The organism is Nostoc sp. (assembly GCF_036917575.1).
In the GTDB taxonomy this organism is placed as follows: Bacteria; Cyanobacteriota; Cyanobacteriia; order Cyanobacteriales; family Nostocaceae; genus Nostoc.
The window spans coordinates 1-18,724 of sequence record NZ_JBALDC010000065.1 but is presented as its reverse complement, the minus strand read 5'-3'; the positions used below and the strand labels follow the sequence as shown (position 1 = coordinate 18,724).

At 39.6% G+C, this 18,724-nt stretch carries 18 protein-coding genes; 12 read left to right on the top strand and 6 right to left on the bottom strand.

Annotation, left to right across the window (positions count from 1 at the left end):
- Positions 1-30 precede the first annotated feature (30 nt).
- A complete protein-coding gene (locus V7K79_RS19160; RefSeq protein ID WP_335049580.1) occupies positions 31-693 on the bottom strand; it encodes a response regulator transcription factor in 663 nt (220 codons plus the stop codon).
- Positions 693-1,958, bottom strand: a complete 1,266-nt coding sequence (locus tag V7K79_RS19155; RefSeq protein WP_335049579.1) for a sensor histidine kinase — start codon at positions 1,956-1,958, stop codon at positions 693-695. The genes V7K79_RS19160 and V7K79_RS19155 overlap by 1 nt, the downstream gene beginning before the upstream one ends.
- A gap of 330 nt (positions 1,959-2,288) precedes the next feature.
- Between V7K79_RS19155 and V7K79_RS19150 the strand changes: the two genes are divergently transcribed.
- From V7K79_RS19150 to V7K79_RS19140, 3 genes are all read left to right on the top strand, one after another.
- Positions 2,289-2,801 (top strand): Spy/CpxP family protein refolding chaperone, encoded by a 513-nt coding sequence (locus V7K79_RS19150; protein ID WP_335049622.1) that lies wholly within the window; start codon positions 2,289-2,291, stop codon positions 2,799-2,801.
- Between the two features lie 224 nt (positions 2,802-3,025).
- Positions 3,026-3,268, top strand: a complete 243-nt coding sequence (gene sipA / locus V7K79_RS19145; RefSeq protein ID WP_335049578.1) for a regulatory protein SipA — start codon at positions 3,026-3,028, stop codon at positions 3,266-3,268.
- A gap of 57 nt (positions 3,269-3,325) precedes the next feature.
- On the top strand, positions 3,326-3,883 hold the full coding sequence (locus V7K79_RS19140; protein ID WP_335049577.1) for a peroxiredoxin: 558 nt from the start codon (positions 3,326-3,328) through the stop codon (positions 3,881-3,883).
- A gap of 38 nt (positions 3,884-3,921) precedes the next feature.
- On the opposite strand, the gene modA is transcribed toward V7K79_RS19140, so the two are convergent.
- Complete coding sequence (modA, locus tag V7K79_RS19135; protein ID WP_335049576.1) at positions 3,922-4,716, bottom strand: molybdate ABC transporter substrate-binding protein; 795 nt, start codon at positions 4,714-4,716, stop codon at positions 3,922-3,924.
- A gap of 94 nt (positions 4,717-4,810) precedes the next feature.
- On the opposite strand from modA, the gene V7K79_RS19130 reads away from it, so the two are divergent.
- Positions 4,811-5,254, top strand: coding sequence for a TOBE domain-containing protein (locus V7K79_RS19130; RefSeq protein ID WP_335049575.1), 444 nt, complete (start codon positions 4,811-4,813; stop codon positions 5,252-5,254).
- A gap of 205 nt (positions 5,255-5,459) precedes the next feature.
- On the opposite strand, the gene V7K79_RS19125 is transcribed toward V7K79_RS19130, so the two are convergent.
- Complete coding sequence (locus V7K79_RS19125; RefSeq protein ID WP_335049574.1) at positions 5,460-6,428, bottom strand: TauD/TfdA dioxygenase family protein; 969 nt, start codon at positions 6,426-6,428, stop codon at positions 5,460-5,462.
- A gap of 622 nt (positions 6,429-7,050) precedes the next feature.
- Between V7K79_RS19125 and V7K79_RS19120 the strand changes: the two genes are divergently transcribed.
- The gene (locus tag V7K79_RS19120; protein ID WP_335049573.1) at positions 7,051-8,643 is read left to right on the top strand and encodes a glycosyltransferase family 39 protein; all 1,593 of its coding nucleotides are present in this window, start codon (positions 7,051-7,053) and stop codon (positions 8,641-8,643) included.
- Between the two features lie 302 nt (positions 8,644-8,945).
- Positions 8,946-12,851, top strand: a complete 3,906-nt coding sequence (locus tag V7K79_RS19115) for a DUF2157 domain-containing protein (RefSeq protein WP_335049572.1) — start codon at positions 8,946-8,948, stop codon at positions 12,849-12,851.
- 95 nt (positions 12,852-12,946) lie between these two features.
- Here the strand turns inward: V7K79_RS19115 and V7K79_RS19110 are convergent, their stop codons facing one another.
- Both V7K79_RS19110 and V7K79_RS19105 read right to left on the bottom strand, forming a co-directional pair.
- On the bottom strand, positions 12,947-13,162 hold the full coding sequence (locus V7K79_RS19110) for a hypothetical protein (RefSeq protein ID WP_335049571.1): 216 nt from the start codon (positions 13,160-13,162) through the stop codon (positions 12,947-12,949).
- A gap of 213 nt (positions 13,163-13,375) precedes the next feature.
- Entirely contained in the window at positions 13,376-14,335 is a 960-nt protein-coding gene (locus V7K79_RS19105; RefSeq protein WP_335049570.1) for an NAD-dependent epimerase/dehydratase family protein, read from the bottom strand.
- Positions 14,336-14,896: 561 nt separating this feature from the next.
- On the opposite strand from V7K79_RS19105, the gene purD reads away from it, so the two are divergent.
- The 6 genes from purD (at position 14,897) to V7K79_RS19075 (ending at position 18,636) form a co-directional block, all read left to right on the top strand.
- Positions 14,897-16,198 (top strand): phosphoribosylamine--glycine ligase, encoded by a 1,302-nt coding sequence (gene purD, locus V7K79_RS19100; protein ID WP_335049621.1) that lies wholly within the window; start codon positions 14,897-14,899, stop codon positions 16,196-16,198.
- A 270-nt stretch (positions 16,199-16,468) separates the two neighbouring features.
- The gene (locus V7K79_RS19095; protein WP_335049569.1) at positions 16,469-16,738 is read left to right on the top strand and encodes a hypothetical protein; all 270 of its coding nucleotides are present in this window, start codon (positions 16,469-16,471) and stop codon (positions 16,736-16,738) included.
- A 10-nt stretch (positions 16,739-16,748) separates the two neighbouring features.
- A complete protein-coding gene (locus tag V7K79_RS19090; RefSeq protein ID WP_335049568.1) occupies positions 16,749-17,135 on the top strand; it encodes a hypothetical protein in 387 nt (128 codons plus the stop codon).
- Positions 17,136-17,186: 51 nt separating this feature from the next.
- On the top strand, positions 17,187-17,681 hold the full coding sequence (locus V7K79_RS19085) for a helix-turn-helix domain-containing protein (protein ID WP_335049567.1): 495 nt from the start codon (positions 17,187-17,189) through the stop codon (positions 17,679-17,681).
- The gene (locus V7K79_RS19080) at positions 17,678-18,268 is read left to right on the top strand and encodes a transposase (RefSeq protein ID WP_335049566.1); all 591 of its coding nucleotides are present in this window, start codon (positions 17,678-17,680) and stop codon (positions 18,266-18,268) included. The genes V7K79_RS19085 and V7K79_RS19080 overlap by 4 nt, the downstream gene beginning before the upstream one ends.
- A gap of 44 nt (positions 18,269-18,312) precedes the next feature.
- The gene (locus V7K79_RS19075; protein ID WP_335049565.1) at positions 18,313-18,636 is read left to right on the top strand and encodes a hypothetical protein; all 324 of its coding nucleotides are present in this window, start codon (positions 18,313-18,315) and stop codon (positions 18,634-18,636) included.
- Positions 18,637-18,724: the final 88 nt, after the last annotated feature.

The following is an 18,724-nucleotide window of genomic DNA, read 5'->3' as shown; positions in this document are numbered from 1 at the left end:
TAGCAACGTAGGAGCATCATTACGAATTATTTAACTTAGCTCATTTAAATAGGATAAATATGTATTTGCCCAAATCGCAGCTTGAGTGCGATCGCGCAAATTTAATCTGTTTAAAATATTTGTAACATGATTTTTCACCGTTCCCTCAGAAATGTAGAGTTCCTGAGCAATTTCTCGGTTACTAGCGCCTGTAGCAATTAACCGCAAAACCTCTTTTTCTCTAGGAGTAAGTTCAGTTAAACTAGATGGTACAGGTGGTGACTGGGTTGATGCAACATGAGAAAACTTAGTCAACAGCTTTTTAACTATACCTGGGCCTAAGTGAGTATATCCCTTATGAACGGCACGAATAGCAACAGCTAATTCTTCTGATGGTGTATCTTTCAATAAATAACCCATTGCCCCATTTTTTAAAGCTGCTGATACATATTCATCATCATCAAAAGTCGTTAGTACTAAAATCTTAGTTTTGGCAAAACGTTTTTGAATCTCCTGCGTAGCTGCAACTCCATCCATAATCGGCATTCTGATATCTAGCAATATTACATCTGGCTGAAATTTTGCAACAAAATTAATCGCTTGTTCGCCGTTTTCTGCTTCTCCAACTATTTCTAAATCTGGTTCTAGTTCCAATAACGCTCTTAATCCTTGACGAATTAAACTTTGGTCATCTACCAGCAATACTTTAATCATTATGTTAGCCTTGTTAATGGAATATTAACTGTAATTTTGCAACCATAGCCAAGAGCGCTATTAATATCGAACTTACCCCCAAGTGTTAAAGTGCGATCGCGCATACTCTGAAGTCCAAAACCAGTAGTATTTTGCTCTACATCAAAACCTTTACCATTATCCTGAATTACCAATCGCAAATTGCCTTTAGTCGTAGTTAGTTCCAATTTAACCTCTGTGGCATCCGCATATTTAGATATATTAGTTAAAGATTCTTGAGTAATTCGATAAATAGCAGTATTTATTTCAGGTGGTAGAGAATATTCTAGGTTGATTTGATAAATTGGTAATATCCCATTAAAACGATGAAAATTTTTTGAAAGACTAGCGATCGCATCTTCTAAAGATTGTTCTTGTAAGGGATTAGAACGCATAGTAGAAACAGATTGACGAACATCTTTTAGCGCCTTTGAACCTAATTCCTTTGCAGTTGCGAGAAATGTTTCAGCCTTACCTGGGTTAGATTGCCATAGTTTTAAAGCAGTTTCTAATTGTAGATTTAAAGCAGTCAGAGAGTGTCCTAATGAATCATGAATTTCACGAGCAATGCGGTTACGTTCTTCTAAGGTAGCTTGATTTTTAATTTGCATGGCATATTGACGGAGTTTTTCGTTAGCAAGAGTTAGCTTTTCTCGACTTTGTCGTTCAGACAAAACTGCATTCATCAGCAACAACACAAAAACTAAGCTTAAGCCAAATACTAGCGACGAATTCAAAATCAAAAATCGATATCGCTCTTGTGCCTGCGGCGATGCTTGAAAATTGAATAACTGATATTTTAGTTGTGTAGTAATTAAAAATAAGGCAAATGACAAAGCTGTAACGAATAAACGCCCATTTAACTGAAAAATTAAACAACTGCGAGTCACTAAAATGATATATAAAAAAGGAAAAAGCCGAGCAAATCTTTCCCCAAAAAGCCCAATTATTAAAATTAGAAAGAATTCGATAGTTGTATATATTATTTTAGTTGTCTGGTTCTTTCTGGGTAATCTTAAGCCCATTACTGCAAAAACAATCAGACTATAAATTGATAGTTCTGGTAATATGCTACAACCTGACAAATCTGGAAATGCACCACAAATTGATAGTTCTAGAGGCTTGGGACGAAAACGCCGTAACGGAGGTGGTATAACAGCTGTCAGTGCCGTAATCGCTAGTAATGTCCACTCCAGATAAAGCAGAGATGGAAAAGGATGTTTCTTAATTTCAGTTGGAGGACTCATTATTCGCATTGCTTCAGTTATAAGTTAGGAATTAAAAGTTAATAATTCTGAAAGTTTTGGTAGATATTTCACCGCTTATTTTTTTTGATAAGTGAGAAATAAAAAGTAAATTTCAATAACAAAGCAGTTATTTAATCAGCTAGATAATGACTTATAAAATCATCATAATCAAAATTTTCATTTTATAACTCCTAACTTTTAACTTTTAACTATCTATTGTCAATCATGACTAAAGTCATGGGCATAACCATGACTTTCTCCTCATGTAACTGCTGAAGATAAGTTCTTATGATAGTGGCATCCAACCAGGAAAAAACCACCAGACAAGTAATGAAACTCAAAGCATTATCGCTAGTTGCTTCCGTCATCGCTCTCACTTTAACTGCAACCTCCTTTGCCGTTCACGCTCAAACAGCCTCTCCTTCACCCGTCTTGCTTGCACAAACTCCACAAAAAGAAAGAGGCCCTTGGAAAGATTTGGGTCTAACAGATGCCCAAAAAAACCAAATTCAGACGATTCGCCGTGATAGCCGCACCAAACTTGAAGCAATTTTGACCCCAGAACAAAAAGCAAAATTAGAGGCAACGAAACAAGCACGGCGGGCTGAATGGCAAGCGCGTAAAGCTCAAGGGCAAACAGGTCAACGGCAACCTGGTCAACATCGAGGAAAGGGTGGTTTTGCTGACTTAAATCTAACTGAAGCACAAAAAACCCAAATGCGACAAATCCACGAGTCTGAGAAACAACAGATTCAAGCAGTCTTAACCGCAGAACAACGGCAAAAATTAGAGCAATTCCGTCAAAATGCTCCTTCACGCCGTCAACAAGGCAATCCTCAATAATCAATCTTTCAAAAAATAAGAATTCTGGAGTAGGCAGTGCCACCCATCTCAATCCCAAAATAAATTATGATGCAAAGTTAAAAATTAATAGACTTCTTGCAGAAGATGCGGAAAGGGGAAAAACTTCATCCCCTTTCCCTTTCCCTATTTATTCCCCTGCTCAATTTAGTAGACTTTCAAGCTAGTTTTGAGTTATGAGTTAATCAAAACTCCGCTTGATTAAAATGTCAAAAGAATTCGCAATTGGTAGTAAAGTCCGTGTTGTGGCACTACCAGCTTATGTTAAAACTGCTGAACCTATGCCCATGCTACGCCCCCCTAATGTAATTCACATCGGTGAAGAAGGTATAGTCATTGACCGCAGACCCGGTGGATATTGGGGTATTCGCTTTGCTAGGGGGGTCTTTCTCCTAGATAGTCAATATATCGAAAGCACAGATATCCCTCCTGAATCTCACTTAGAATAAGATTTCTGGCAACAAAGAATTGTAAACTTGTGTAAAGTTGTGATTCTGGTTTTCACTATGATTTCCCGTTACATTTTTTTAAGCATATTATTTGCAAGTTGTATTTCTGCGATCATCTGGCTGAGTTTTACCCCTGTTGCTAATGCTCTTGGTGGTAAACTTCCGGCAATTAATCAACCCGCACCAGAGTTTACTTTGCCAACCAATACAGGTGATGGCAAAGTTTCCCTCTCTGACTTACGCGGTAAATGGCTAGTGCTGTACTTTTATCCTAAAGACTTCACCTCTGGTTGTACTATAGAGGCTCGTCGTTTTCAGCAAGACTTACCCCAATACCTGGAAAAAAACGCTCAGATTATTGGCATTAGTGCTGATGACATTGATTCCCATGCCAAATTTTGTGATTCAGAAGGACTAAAATTCCCCTTGTTGGCTGACACAGATGGTTCAGTGAGTAAAGCTTACGGTTCGTGGATCGGCTTTTTATCTATGCGCCATAGTTTCATCATCGATCCTCAAGGCGTCTTGCGCGAGACTTTTGTCAAAGTCAACCCAACTATTCACAGTTCAGAAGTGCTGGCACGACTAGAAAAATTACAGTCCACAGCTTCTTAAATTTCAATTAACAAGACAAGGGGCTTAAGCCCCTAATTTTAACTCACAATAAACCCATATTTTCTGAGTACGGTTTTGACTTGACTACCAGATAAAAACTGGACAAATTCTTTGGCAGCAGAAGGATTTTTACTGCTTTTAATTATTGCTACCGGATAGACAATTGGGGAATGAAATTTATCATCAGCAGCAACTACGACTTTTACCTTGTTAGAAATTTTGGCATCAGTGGCATAAACTAAACCTGCTTCGGCATTACCACTTTCTACTGCTGCCAAAACTTGACGCACATTGTTAGCAAAGACAAATTTCGACTTGAGGCGATCGTAAATTTTCAATTTCTTCAAGACTTGCTCGCCATATTGACCGGCGGGTACGCTTCTGGGTTCACCGATCGCAATTTTTTTAATCTTACTATCTGTTAAATTGTAGAAGCTACTAATGCCAACAACATCCTGAGCCACAATCAAGACTAGACGGTTATTTGCTAGGTTAATACGGCTACCTGGTAGCAACAGTCCTTTTTCTTCCAAAGCATCCACTTGCTTTTTGCCAGCAGAAATAAAGATATCCGCTGGCGCACCTTGCTCAATCTGTTGCTGCAAGGCACCAGAAGCCCCAAAATTATAACTAATATTGATATTTGATTTACTTTGTTGGTACAAAGGCTTAATTTCTTCTAGTGCATCTTTTAAGCTGGCAGCTGCGGACACGAGTATGCTGGTGTTCGACTGTGCTATTACTGGAGAAGGAGGAACCAACGGTAAACCAATTGCTAGCAGCAAGCCAGCGATCGCTATACCTAAAAAACCAAAAATTTGTCTTCTTTTCATAGAAAAGGTGTTTGAAGGGTTTCTTTCATAAAATTGACGCTAGGTAAAATAGTAGCAAAAATACCAACATCTAACCAACTATATCGGTAAAAATATGCCTAGAAAAGAACAAGGATGGGTAACATTCCAAACTTCAGAAGAGGAGCGAAAGATTTTGGAAGAGTTTTGTGGCCAGTCTCAGCGAACTAAGACCGAGATTCTCCGAGAACTGGTACGTGGTCTTAATCAACACTCTTCACCATCAAATTTGCTACCATCCATAAACACAAAAGAGGAAGATATATACACTCAAATACCTGAGATAGAAATTAGTGTTCAAAAAAAGCCACTCAAAGTTAGCTCTCGCAATATTCTCAAGGGCGTTGTTAAACGAGTTGTTACTGGAGCCGTTAATAGTGAAGTAACGTTAGAGATTGTTCATAAAGTTGAGTTAACTTCAATCATCACCAGAGTATCGGTAGAAGAATTGGATTTGTCTGAAGGGAAAGAAGCTTATGCTGTTATTAAATCCAACGATATAGTTATCGCCAGGGAATAGGCTGTGGTCATGTCTCTAAACTATTGCTTGGGTTAGGTGTAGACATTGCTATTCACTCAACAAAAATGATCGTAATGTTTTCATGAATCATTCAAAGTTGCTGTAAAAATTACTTAATGCTACACAAATAAATTTATATTTCGCTAATACCTCAGTAGGTAAACTGGGCTATGAACAGTGTAGCCCTTGTTTACCACTTTGTAGCTTATGAAAGCGCTGGTACTGCTTCTAATTTTTCAGCTTTGTTCTTCAATACGGTTGGTAGTTCGCTATTGAACGCCTCACCTTCAACCACTTGCGATCGGAAACCATCGGGCCCAACTGGAACATCGCCCGTAATAGTGGTGCGATAAAGGACGCGCTCGACTTCTAGATGATCCAAGTCTTGAGGGGCCAAATGGGAGGTGGCGCGGTTGTCCCAGAAAGCGATGTCACCGTTATTCCAGCGGAAGCGGGTGGTGTAGGCGGGCTTGGCGATCTGGTTGAAGAATAACTCAAGCAGTAGATCGCTCTCTTGTCGTGATACGTCGATAATGTGCGAGGTGAAGCCAGGGTTGACGAACAATGCGCGTTCACCAGTCTCAGGATGAACTCTTACTACTGGATGGATTGAAACCAGGGGATTGGCTGCAATGCGCTGGGCAAGCTTGCTGTTGCTGGGCAAATTCAAACGCGCATTGAAGCGATGTTCGGCTTTTAATGTGTCTGCCAAGGCCCGCAGGGGTGCTGATAGACCCTCATAGGCTGCAACTAGATTTGTCCATTGTGTGTCACCCCCGAAGCTAGGGACATTAACCGCACGCAGAATTGACCCCGCAGGTGGGTTTACAACTGCTGTGACATCGGTGTGCCAACGGTTCTCGTAGCTGGAACGGCGCAGACCATTGCGCCGCTCGTAACGGCTGCGGTCAATGGGCAGGATTTCTGAGAAGCCTTCAATCGGCTCATCTTCGTGCGGATGTGCGTAAGTCACTTCACCGAAACGAGCCGTGAATGCAATCTGTGCCGCATGATCGATGTTTTGACCGCGAAAGAACACGACTTTCCACTTCAATAGTGCTTGACGAATTTCTTTGACTGCATCATCGTGCAAAGGATGTGACAGGTCTACGCCGCTGATTTCGGCACCGATGAAACCTGCTACCTGTTTGACTTCAATGTGTTTGTTGCTCATGTCAATTCTCCATAATTCGATCAATAGGGCGGTGTTCGCAAGCGATCGCAATTTCAACATAGTACTATAAAACGATCAAGTTACCGTAGTATTTATTTGCGATATTTTAGAACTGTTGGAACAACGGTCGATTTAGTCTAAGTAAGGAAAAGTAAAAATTCGCAACGCAGATTAAGAAGCTAGCTACGTAATTAAATGGGTATAGAGCAAGCACTAAATTTTTACTACAAGTGTCTTTTTTGTAATTTACAACGATTTCATCATAATATCTCTGTAATATTCGTTATGTAAATATGTGTTTTATAATACTCTATATAAAATTTACAAAACATTTTTATTTGTAACATCAGTATTTAAGTGATTAATTTATACTATAGGATGAAAAATAAATAATTATATTTATAGTAAATATAATTTTGCCAAAAACCGCAAAATAAATACTGGTAAAAAATAATGCCTTTTATTTATTTTTTAATTTGTAAAATATATAAATTCTTAGTTTTAATCTACTCTCCTATTTCAAAATACTAATTTTATTTTTTCATTAACACTAGACTAATAACAATTTATGAGTTGCCTTTTTACTAACGACGATTAAGGCTTTAAGGAAATTAAAAACTACATGAAAAAGCAATTATCACAAAAATGGGTTATTTCTAAATATTGGTTAAAGTTTTTAATTATCATTTTATTAGGAATAGGCGTATTTTTTCGCTTTGTCAACATTGACAAAAAAATTTATTGGGGTGATGAAGTTTTTTCATCATTACGTATATCTGGCTATACGCAGTCAGAAGTGAAAACGCAATTAGCTAATGGTCGTTTGATTGGCATAGAAGATTTACATAAATACCAGTATCCTAATCCTGAAAAAAATATAGTTGATACGATTCAAGGGCTTATTTTAGAAGACTCGCAGATTTTGCCACTATACATCTTGATTACCCAGTTTTGGGTAAAGTGCTTTGGCAATTCTATAGTAGCTATCAGAAGTTTTTCAGCATTTATTAGTCTGCTTACCTTTCCTTGTATTTATTGGCTATGTCAAGAATTATTTGAATCTTCATTAGTAGGGTGGATAGCCGTCGGGTTAGTAGCTATTTCACCTATTCATATCGTGTATGCACAAGAAGCGCGATCGTATAGTTTAGCAATAGTAGCCATATTAATATCGAGCGTAGCACTGCTGCGAGCCATGCGCCTTCAAACAAATATTAGTTGGTGTATTTATGTAGCAACGTTATCAATAGGGTTTTATACCCATCTACTTTTTATCTTGGTTGCTTTTGCACAGGGAATTTATGTAGTTGCAATCGAAGGTTTTCGATTGAGTAAAATATTAATTTACTACGTTTTATCATTGCTTGCAGGGGTTATAACTTTTTTCCCTTGGATTTGGATTATTATTACCAATCCTCAGCCAGAAGCAGTCACTTGGGCGGATACTAAACAAACATTATTGATGTCAGCTACAAGGTGGGCTGGGATCTTTAGTCGTGCGTTTCTTGATTTAGGTATTAGTCCTAACGAACCAGGAAAACTTAAGTTTGTTTTAATTCCTTTTATTTTAATTATTTTAGCTTTAATTAGCTACTCTATTTATTTTGTATGTCGAAAAACCTCTAAAAAAGTTTGGTTATTTATCTTAACTTTGATTGGATCTCTAGGGCTTCCTTTACTGGTAACAGATTTCGTTTTTCAAAAGCGATTTGCTACTAGTCGATATACACTTCCTTCAGTTTTAAGCATACAGTTAGCTGTTGCTTACCTATTTACTACTAAGATCACGTCTATTTATACTCAACCTTGGCAAAAAAAGTTTTGGTCACTTGTAGCGTTTATGGTAATTATGGGCGGAGTTGTATCTTGTGTGGTTCACTCTCAAGCGCAGATTTGGTGGAACCAATTCCCTGAAAAATACCAAAAATATCCTGAAATTGCTAATATTATTAATCAGAGTCAAAAACCGCTTTTAATTAGTGATGAAGATAACATTCTTCCACCACTACAAGTACTTAGTGAATTAATCGATCCAAAAGTACGATTTCAAATTGTAGGAAAAAATCAGTTACCAGAGATTACTAATGGCTTTAGTGACATATTTTTGTTCTTGTTTGAGCCGTCTGACTTTTTAAAAGCTGGAGTTGAAAAAGTTTATAAATCAAAGTTACAGCAGGTAGATAATTTTCTCTGGAAAATAACAAAACTTAATTAAACCAAGCACACGCGGATGTCTCAGGTTTGGGAGACTGCAAGGTGGAAAATAAAAGCAGATAGTTAGTGTTTGTAATATCGCTTGTAGGTTAAAATCAATCTGCTTGGATTAAGGGTTATTGGTGTAGATAATTGGTCTTGAAAGACGTGATAAATCGCGTCTATACATTAGGGTTTTGGGCTTATCTGAACTGTATTGGGTTAAAAATTAATATCAATTAGCCTTATAAGTTGCACAGGTAGAGCAAAAATATACTTTAATTAAACAAATAATTTAAGTATATACTTGTACTGCTGCCGCTTATGTCATCGCCCCTTGAGCGCCCGCTAAAAATTGAAATAAGACTGCCATCTTCCCATCCTCAATTATTAGAAGGACTGGATATATGGCTGCGTTTAGGTCTAATATCTGATGCCCAAGTCGAGCAGTTATGTCGAGAGTTTCTGGTGTGTGCGGTAATGTTGCAACCCCAGGCTGAATCTAAAACAAAGGTAGTATTTGCAACTTCTGACCCCGTACAACAGTTGCCCATAGCAGCTTTACAATCTAGTATTGGTAAAAAATCACAGCAAAAACCAGTTAAACCCAACTTCATTGGCACAATGTTGCAGTCTTTGGGGGCAGAACTGAGTGTGCGTTGGCTACTTTTTCTAGGGGTTTTCTTAGTAGTCGTATCTTCTGGGGTACTGGCTGCTAGTCAATGGGCGAGGTTTCCTGCTGCTGGACAATACGGGGTTTTATTTGCTTATACTTTGAGTTTTTGGGGGTTAAGCTTTTGGGCAACTAGACAAAATAACCTCAGATTGACGGCTCAGACATTGCTGATTGCTACTCTTTTATTAGTGCCAGTGAATTTTTGGGCAATGGATAGCTTTCGGTTGTGGCAAAATCCTATAGATTGGATTGTAGTTGCGATCGCCTGTCCTACCCTGACTGCTATAACTGTTTTACTCTCCAAAAATCGAACTATTTTTACCAATTTACATCCTGGCAAATTACCTCTGGTAAATATTCTGATGCTGAGTTATCTGCATTGGGGTTGGCAATTAAGAGGATTTCCTTTAATTGCTGTTTATCTGGCAACGATCGCCACAACTATCATTACCGTTTATCACAATCTTTTTCAACAGCCTCATACTGGCAGCGACGATCGCCGGAGGTTAAGTATTAGCTTACCTGCTGCTGTAATTATTTATTCTTTAATAGTATTGTTGGTGCGGGCAGTTTTTGTTACCAAGGTAGATGTCACACTGTTGGGGTTAGCTATTGGCATTTGCGGCTGGTTGATGACTTGGTTAGCACAGCAGGGGAGCAGAAAAGCAGGGGAGCAAACAGAAAATTTTGCTTTTTTACCGCCCTACTCTTTACTCTGGGAAACACTTGGGGGCGTTTTACTGTTTCTGGGTTGGGTGGTATCGGTAGAAAATTATCCTTGGCAAGCAATAGGTGTCAGTGGTTTTGGTTTGTGGTTTGTGGGGAGTCGCTTGTGGCAGTACAGTTTAAAGCGAGACTTTGCAGCAGTTTTCGTCATCGGCTTACAGACGATTTTGCTGGGTTGGCGATTAGTACCTGATAACTTACAGAAATTAGCGCTCGCAACTGCTACTCAACTCACCAATTCTCAAAATCAACCTTGGGCGCTACTGGGTATAGCTTTATTTCCCTACGTAATTTTGATGGTGGCGCTTACAGATAGTTTGTATTGCAGCCAAAAGCGAGAATTAGCTAAATTTGGCGAACTGCTCGCTCTGTTATTTGGAGCTTTTTTAACAACGATCGCTATAGTAAATCCCACATTGCGATCGCTAAATCTGCTATTTTCTACCGTCACTTTGGCATTTGTTACTCAACGCCGCTCCCCCTTATCTCTTCCCCTGGTATACCTAACTCACATCATGGGGGTGCTGACGTTTTGCTTTACGATTAATTGGTTATTCCCCAGCCTGACTCAACAAGCTTGGGCAAGTATTCTATTGGCTCTCATGGTTGCAGAATGGCGATTTAGCTTAGAGGAAGGATTATGGCAACGTAGTGCATGGGATATCGGTTTAGGACTAGCCGCAGCGAGTTTTTTCCTCTTGTGGATGAATGCAGAATCATCTTGGTATGGCATCGCTGATAACCGATCTGATTGGGGAGTCTTATGGCTAGTTACGCCTTTAGCTCTGACGGGTGTTGCCAATGCCACAATTATCGAGCGGCGGCTTACTAGCCGTTACTTGAGTGTCTTAGCTGTGATAATTGCCCAGTTAGTGACTTTACAACTACCAGGAATCAGATTAATCGGTTTAGCTGTAGGTGCTGGATTGATGTTTGCAAATACGCGCTATTTGCGAAACCAAGTATCTGCCGTAATTACAGAAGGATTTGTTTTAAATTTCATTGTAGTGCTGCTGTGGACGGGTGTGCCTGGTTTACCTCGCCTAACGGTAGCAGGTTGGTTTGTCACCGGAGCGATCGCCACTCTCAGTCTATGGTTAGCGCGGACTGTTTTGAATCGACGCGGTAACGAATTAGCAGTTATCTATGCAGCCGCTAGTGATAAATGGGCGATCGCTTTGTGTGCTTTTGAATTGTTGAGTTTGACGCTGCACTTAGTGCTGATTTACCAAGGATTTACTACTTCAGGATTTTTGTTCTTAATTGCCACTGCAATAACCCTGGCAGCCATTGTTTATCGCAGTTGGCGATCACCGACAAATTGGGCATTTTATGGGATTGGTTGGTGTTTGGAATTGTTGATTGCTCAGGTGTTAGGGTTGGAGGAACGCTCAATTATTAGAATTGCGATCGCAAACATCGCCTTGGGTTTAATTACTCAACTTGTCGGCGAGTGGTGGCGGCGACGACATCAATTAGAAAAGTTTCCTAGCAGCTTGCACATTTTGCCATTAATTTATGGTGCATTCAGTGTATTGCTGCGTTTGAACACCTTCACTGAATGGACAGGTTTGTATTCCTTGGGTGTAGCTTTAATTATTATTGGCGTGGGGCGACGGCGCAAAAGCTTCAAACCCTTGCTGTATTTAGGAATTATTGGCGTATCAATTTCTGCTTATGAACTTTTGTTTTATCAAATGTCACAAGCTTCAGGAGGAGCATTAGGTGATGGATTAATTGCCATGTCTGCCCTTGGCGCGAGTATTATGTATGCTTATCGCATTCTGTCGCCAAGGCTAGTCAGCTACTTACGCCTAACTCCCCAAGAATTGAAAAGAATTGCCCATATTCATTGGGTTTGGAGTAGCTGTTTATTAATGGCTGCTATTATTACACCCATTGGAATTAACCGTTTGCTGGGATTGGGAACTGGAGTATTTTTGATTCGCTATGCCATCTTTCAGGGACGAAATTCACGCACCTCCCCCAGTTTTTTCGGAGGAATTACAATCGCCGAAATGTGGGTTTACCTTGGGTTATTAGAGGTAGCCGGCATGAGGATTTATTGGCGAGAGACAGCAGTAGGGCGATTTTGGGCTGGGCCATTAGTTCCTTGGAATGGTGCGATCGCTTGTATAGTAGCCTACTTTCTGTACATTCTACCTTGGGAAAATTGGGGTTGGTCTAAAAGACCTTGGCAACAAGCTGCATACATCACACCTCTGATCATTTTATGGGAAACCAGACTGCAAACTTACCCCATAACCTTAATAATCGCGGCTGGATTCTACATCTTCCTTGCAAAAGTAGGTGAAAATATCCGTTTCACCTATATTAGTGTGGCGTTGATTGATTGGGCACTTTATCGCTGGTTTGATTCTTTACGCTTGACTGATACTTTGTGGTATGTAACACTAATTGGGTTATCACTGCTTTATATTGCTCAAGTAGATATTCAACTGAAGCTACCAGAATACAAAACATCTCGTCATCTTCTGAGAGTGCTAGGGAGTGGCTTAATTTGTGGGTGGGCAATTTTATTTCATCAAAATACAGCCTGGATACCGGGAATTTTCAGTCTCATCGCCATTTTTGCTGGATTAGCTTTACGAGTACGAGCTTTTCTCTACATTGGTACAGCCACTTTTTTAATTACTACAATTTATCAATCGGTAATTTTCAGCTTGCAGTATTCCTTTTTAAAATGGGTAGTTGGGTTGTTAGTTGGCATTTTACTGATTTATATCGCCGCCAACTTTGAAACCCGTCGCGCTCAAATCACTTCCTTAATTCGTAGCGCCATTGATGAATTTCAATCATGGGAATAGGTGAGCTAAGGATTAAACTAATTAGACAGGCGATCGCCTAAATTTAAGATACTTGTAAAATTAAGCAAGAGCGATGGCTCTGCCAAAGTTTTAGGCTAACGCATAGAAGTACAAAACAATGGCACGGATTGCATTAACAGAAGCTCAACTTCGTTTACCTGAACTGATTGCAAGTCTGCTACCCGGTGAAGAAGTGTAGATTTTTTCCGGCGATGTCTACGACGGGCTACACCTACGCACCGTTGCCAGATTGATTGGTGAATTCCAACCACCCCGAAAGCCTCGCCAGCCTGGTAGTGCAATCGGAACACTAACCATCCAGTCCGAAGATGAAACCCACTTGGAAGACTTTCACGACTACATACTATGAAGTTTCTGCTCGATACTCAAGCATTTGTCTGGTTTGTACTCACCAACGCAAGCGTACTGTGCGCCAAGGTGTTGTTTTGACTACCAGCTAAGGGCAAAAATCTTATTCATAAGGTTTACATAACAGTTAATAAAGATAAGGAGAATGAAAAAAATTAGGAGGATAGGGAATACAAAGATTTCACCCATTCCCATTCCTGTATCAAACCTTCTCTTAAAGAGACTTGTGGCTGATATCCGAGAATTTTCTGCGCTTTAGATACATCAGCAGCCGTGTGGCGCGCGTCTCCCATCGCTTTTTCTATGTGGTTCCTTTTGATTGGCTTCCCAACAATTTCTTCAATCGTATTTAAGACTTCTGCTAAAACCACCCTGCTACCACCACCGATATTAAAGATTTCTCCCACTGCTTGGGGTGCGGTAGCGGCGGCTAAATTAGCGGCAACAATATCACTAACAAACGTAAACTCTCGCGTTTGCTGGCCATCACCGTAAATAGGAATCACCTCATCGTGCAAAATGGATTGAAAAAACTTATGAAATGCCATATCCGGACGCTGTTTGGGACCATAGACTGTAAAATAGCGTAATGTAACACAAGGCACACCAAAGTTTTTGTAATACAGTTCACACAAAAACTCTGCTGCTAGTTTTGTAATACCGTAAGGAGAAACTGGTTGAGGACAAATTCTCTCGTGGGTAGGTAATGTTTCTGCATCACCATATACACTAGATGAAGAGGCAAACACCAATCTTTTCAGATTTTTAGCATCCTTAGCTGCTTCTAGCAAAACTTGTGTAGCGTTAACATTTCGTTCTGTATAATCTCGAAACGCTTTACCCCAACTTGCTCTTACACCTGCTTGTGCCGCTTGATGGTAAACTACATGAATATCTTTTAAGAGTTTCTGCCAATCTAAAGACTGAATATCTCCTTCAATTAATGTAAAGCCAGGTGAACGATCTAAGTGTGCAATATTGTTACGCTTTAACATCGGATCGTAATAATCATTGAATTCATCAATTCCGATTACTTCTTCTCCTTGTTCTAGTAATTTTTCTGCAAGCTGAGAACCAATAAAGCCTGCGACTCCAGTAACGATACTTTTAGCCATATTATCGATTATTTTATATCCTGGTTAACCGCGATATTCACAAGTTAATAATTATAATCATAAATTGGTTATGAATTGAGCCTTTTTTCATAGTTTATTTTGATTTTTATCAGCATGAAAGATAATCAAACTAATATATTAATATTAAATAATATGTTATTAACTTGATTTAATAACTAATAATAAAAATTAAAACTGTCATAATGAGTGAAATTTAATTTGGAGAATAAATATAGTTAAAATTTAATTTTCAAAATAGTTCAACAGTTAAAATAATTAAAGTAATGCGCAAATAGAGGACTATTATTTTGTTTTTCAAAAAATACATAAAAAACCAGTTACTTGAGCAGGTTTTCTGACTTGTGCAAACTGGCGTTGTGTTAGCGAGAGCGTAACGCATCATTCTTAAAAATTTGGTGCGTTGGGATGAAATCCGTAACGCACCCTACTGGTGTGATTGAGCTATCAGAGGCTTGCACAAGTGTAAGAATTAATGAAAAAATTGCTCTGCGAGAGCCGAATCAGGTATTCTCATTTTGCAAGAGACGCACGAGGAAATCAGTGAAAGTTTTAGTTGTTGGTAATGGGGGGCGCGAACACGCTCTGGCGTGGAAACTGTTGCAATCTAAGCAAATTGAGCAAGTTATCTGTGTACCAGGGAATGGGGGCACGGCAAGTATGAAAGGTTGCCAAAACTTGCTCTTAGCAGTAGATGATTTTGAGGGAATGAGCCGATATGCTCTAGAACATGGCATAACTCTGGTAATTGTTGGGCCAGAAGTCCCCCTATCAAAGGGAATCACAGATTACCTCCAAGACAAAGGATTGATGGTATTTGGCCCAGTCAGAGCGGGAGCGCAAATTGAAGCGAGTAAAGCTTGGGCAAAAGCCCTGATGCTAGAAGCACGGATTCCGACGGCCAGGGCTGCGGTATTTACGGAGGCTGCGGCAGCTAAATCTTATGTCAAATCTCAGGGAGCGCCAATTGTTGTTAAAGCTGATGGCTTGGCGGCTGGTAAGGGTGTAACGGTAGCTGAAACAGTTGCACAGGCAGAAAGTGCCGTTGATGCAATTTTTCAAGGACAATTTGGCAGTGCTGGTGAATTTGTCGTCATTGAAGAATGTTTGATTGGGCAAGAGGTGTCAGTTTTAGCATTAACTGATGGGTTAACAATTAGACCCTTATTACCAGCTCAAGATCATAAACGGATTGGTGACGGTGATACAGGGGAAAATACTGGTGGCATGGGAGCATACAGCCCCGCACCTATCGCTACACCAGAGTTGATGGCACGCATTCAAACAGAAGTATTAGAAAAGGCGATCGCCACTTTACGAGCCAAAGGCATTGATTACCGAGGCGTGCTGTATGCTGGGTTAATGATTGCACCCGATGGCAACTTGAAAGTTTTGGAATTTAACTGTCGCTTTGGCGATCCCGAAACCCAGGTGATTTTGCCACTGTTAGAAACACCCCTAGAAGAGTTGATTCTAGCCTGTGTACAGCAGCGATTAAGTGAATTGCCACCCATTGCTTGGAAAGGAGGAGCATCTGCCACTGTTGTTGCCGCTTCCGGTGGTTATCCAAGAGAATATCATAAGGGTCAGGTGATTACTGGCATTGAAGAGGCAGAAGCAACAGGAGCAACTGTATTTCATGCAGGTACAAAGCTGAACCAACAAAAAGAAATAGTCACAGATGGGGGTCGAGTATTAAATGTGACGGGAATCGGGGAAAATTTTGAGCAAGCGATCGCTCAAGCCTACGCAGGTATCAAACATATTCAGTTTCAGGGAATGTATTACCGGAGAGATATTGGGCATAGAGTAGTCAGTGTCAAGCAGGGGGAGAAAACACCATAAGCGATCGCTTGATGTTTGTAGTTGATCTGCGGGTGATTCTTGTGTTATGAAACTCTATTATGTGCCAATAGGTTAACAATGGGGTACACCGTATGGAGAATCCCGCACATTTAACAGGTATAGGGTAGTTAACTATGCCTAAATTGAACTATGCTTAGGCATCGTAGACATAAATGATAATACTTGTACAACAAGCTACCTGACAAATATTATACTAAGAGGAGAAAACTTAGGTCAAATCTTCTAAAGCAATATTGTTACAGGCAAGATATGCCAGGAAAAGAAATCCCAGATAGTGCTATTGAGTTGGTTGCCAAACATATCAACACAAGAAGCAACAAAAGTTATGGTATTCCTGTAATTGGGCACGAGGAGAATATAGAAACTCCTCAAATATTTGAAATCATTCCATTCGATCAAATTGATGACATTGACAGAAGATTTTATGCGATAGATGGCAGTTATAACAGTGAGCAATTATATAACGGTTCTATGTATCGCTATTTATGCTGGTGGTTACATCTGCTTTCACAAGGGTAAGCAAATTAGGATGAACTCATTCGATGATCCAGTAATACTTGGACAGGCATATTATCCACAGAATATTCTTATTACACATCCAGGTCACTTGAATGATATTTACGATGAGCTTCTAACTTTAGAGCCAATAAAAAGTTTATTGAAGTTTTTAGAAGATATACCAGATAAAGTTTTCGCCTACAAAAGAGAACAAATTTGTGTGAATCTATCAACACTGCTGGGATTCTGTCAGGAAGTTTTGGAGATTGCGCTTATTTTTGAAATAATTGAGCGCCCAGAAACAAAGGCTGGAGATTTTATTTTACGAGATGGTACGTTGCGACCTCTACAAGTAAAACAGTCTTACTTAGTGAAATTAGGAGAATATGCTCATCATAAGCACCTTATACCAATTTAATATGAGGCTGCATATAATAAAAAGAAGCAAACTGGATAAGTTCAAGTACCTATGAGCCGCCCATTTAAGATTGAAATCGCAGAGAGCGAAGAGGAACTAAAAAAACGCCTACAGACAGCTAGGCAGGGAAACCAGAAAGAAAAGTTACAGATGTTGTGGTGGCTTAAAAGTGGGCAGGTAAAGGAACAGCAGGAATTAGGGAAACGCTTGGGGAGAGATACTTCAACAGTGACAAGATGGTTACAAAAATATAGATTGGGTGGGCTTTCTAGGTTATTGTCCATTAAGAAAGCACCAGGCGCAAACCGAAAAATAAATGATGCTGCGATCGCAGCACTCAAGCAGGAGCTGAAAACAGGGAAAGGGTTTAGTAGTTACGGTGCAATAGTCGAGTGGTTAAAACTCCAACATGGGTTGGATATCGAGTATGGGACAGTCTATGCCTGGGTTCGATATCGATTTGGTGCCAAACTCAAAGTACCACGCCCCCAAAGCTATAAGCAGGACGAAAAACTGATATCTGAATTTAAAAAAAACTCGGTGTGATTCTACTAAGCCTGGAAAAACTTCTAGCACGTGTTAAGTGTGTTCGCTACCTGTGCCAGGATGAAACTAGGGTTGGACTGAAAACTCTCACAGGAAAAATGATTACTGCTTCTGGAGTCAAGCCTACTGTTGAGGTGAAATGGGAAAGGGAAAATTTTTGGATTTATGGTGCAATTGAACCTTTAACAGGAAAGCATTTCGAGCATGAAGATCCAAAACTTAATGGCGAATACTTTCAGCAGTTCTTGGACGGATTATCTCAACAATTAGGCTATGATTACGCAATTTTACAGATTGATCAATCACCTGCTAAAACAAGTTCGGTGATTCGCTGGCCAGAGAATATTATTCCTCTGCTTCAGCCACCTCATGCCCCTGAACTGAATCCAATTGAGAGACTTTGGCAGTTAGTAAAAAAAATACTCAAAAACGAACTTTTCTCTTGTCTACAAACTTTACGCGTAGGCGTAGCCCGCCCTAGGCATCGCATTCAAGAAATATTCGACCAACTTACATTTGAGCAGGTAATATCTGTCTCTTCTTATAACTTTATCCTAGAAGCTCTTTTCTATGCAGCTTCACATTAAATTGGTATAAGGTAGTTGCTGTTACTAAACAATCTTTTACCAAGATGGAACTAGCTTATACATTTAAACAAATTGATAATTATCTTCAGGATCAACTTAAGTATGAGTATCCTTTTATAGAAACAGATCCAAAGCGCAAGAAACTTTATTGCTGGTTTGAAATTCCTGATGTAGTTCTCAAAGCAGCATATCAGGGAGATATGTTTATCAAAAAATCGATTCGCGGAGGAAGAGGATTTGGGTTATTTATGGCAGCTCGGTTAGATTATGTGGAAAAGCTACAAAACTACGATTGGCTTATACTGGATGTCAATATCTTTGATGCTATTCCAGAAATTAGAGCAAACACCTTGGAAAGAGATAAGTAGAACGACGTGAAAAAACCAAACTATGTAAAGATAAATAAATACGTAGAATGTATCTACCGAGGTAAGTGAAATATGGGCGCTCGTATAA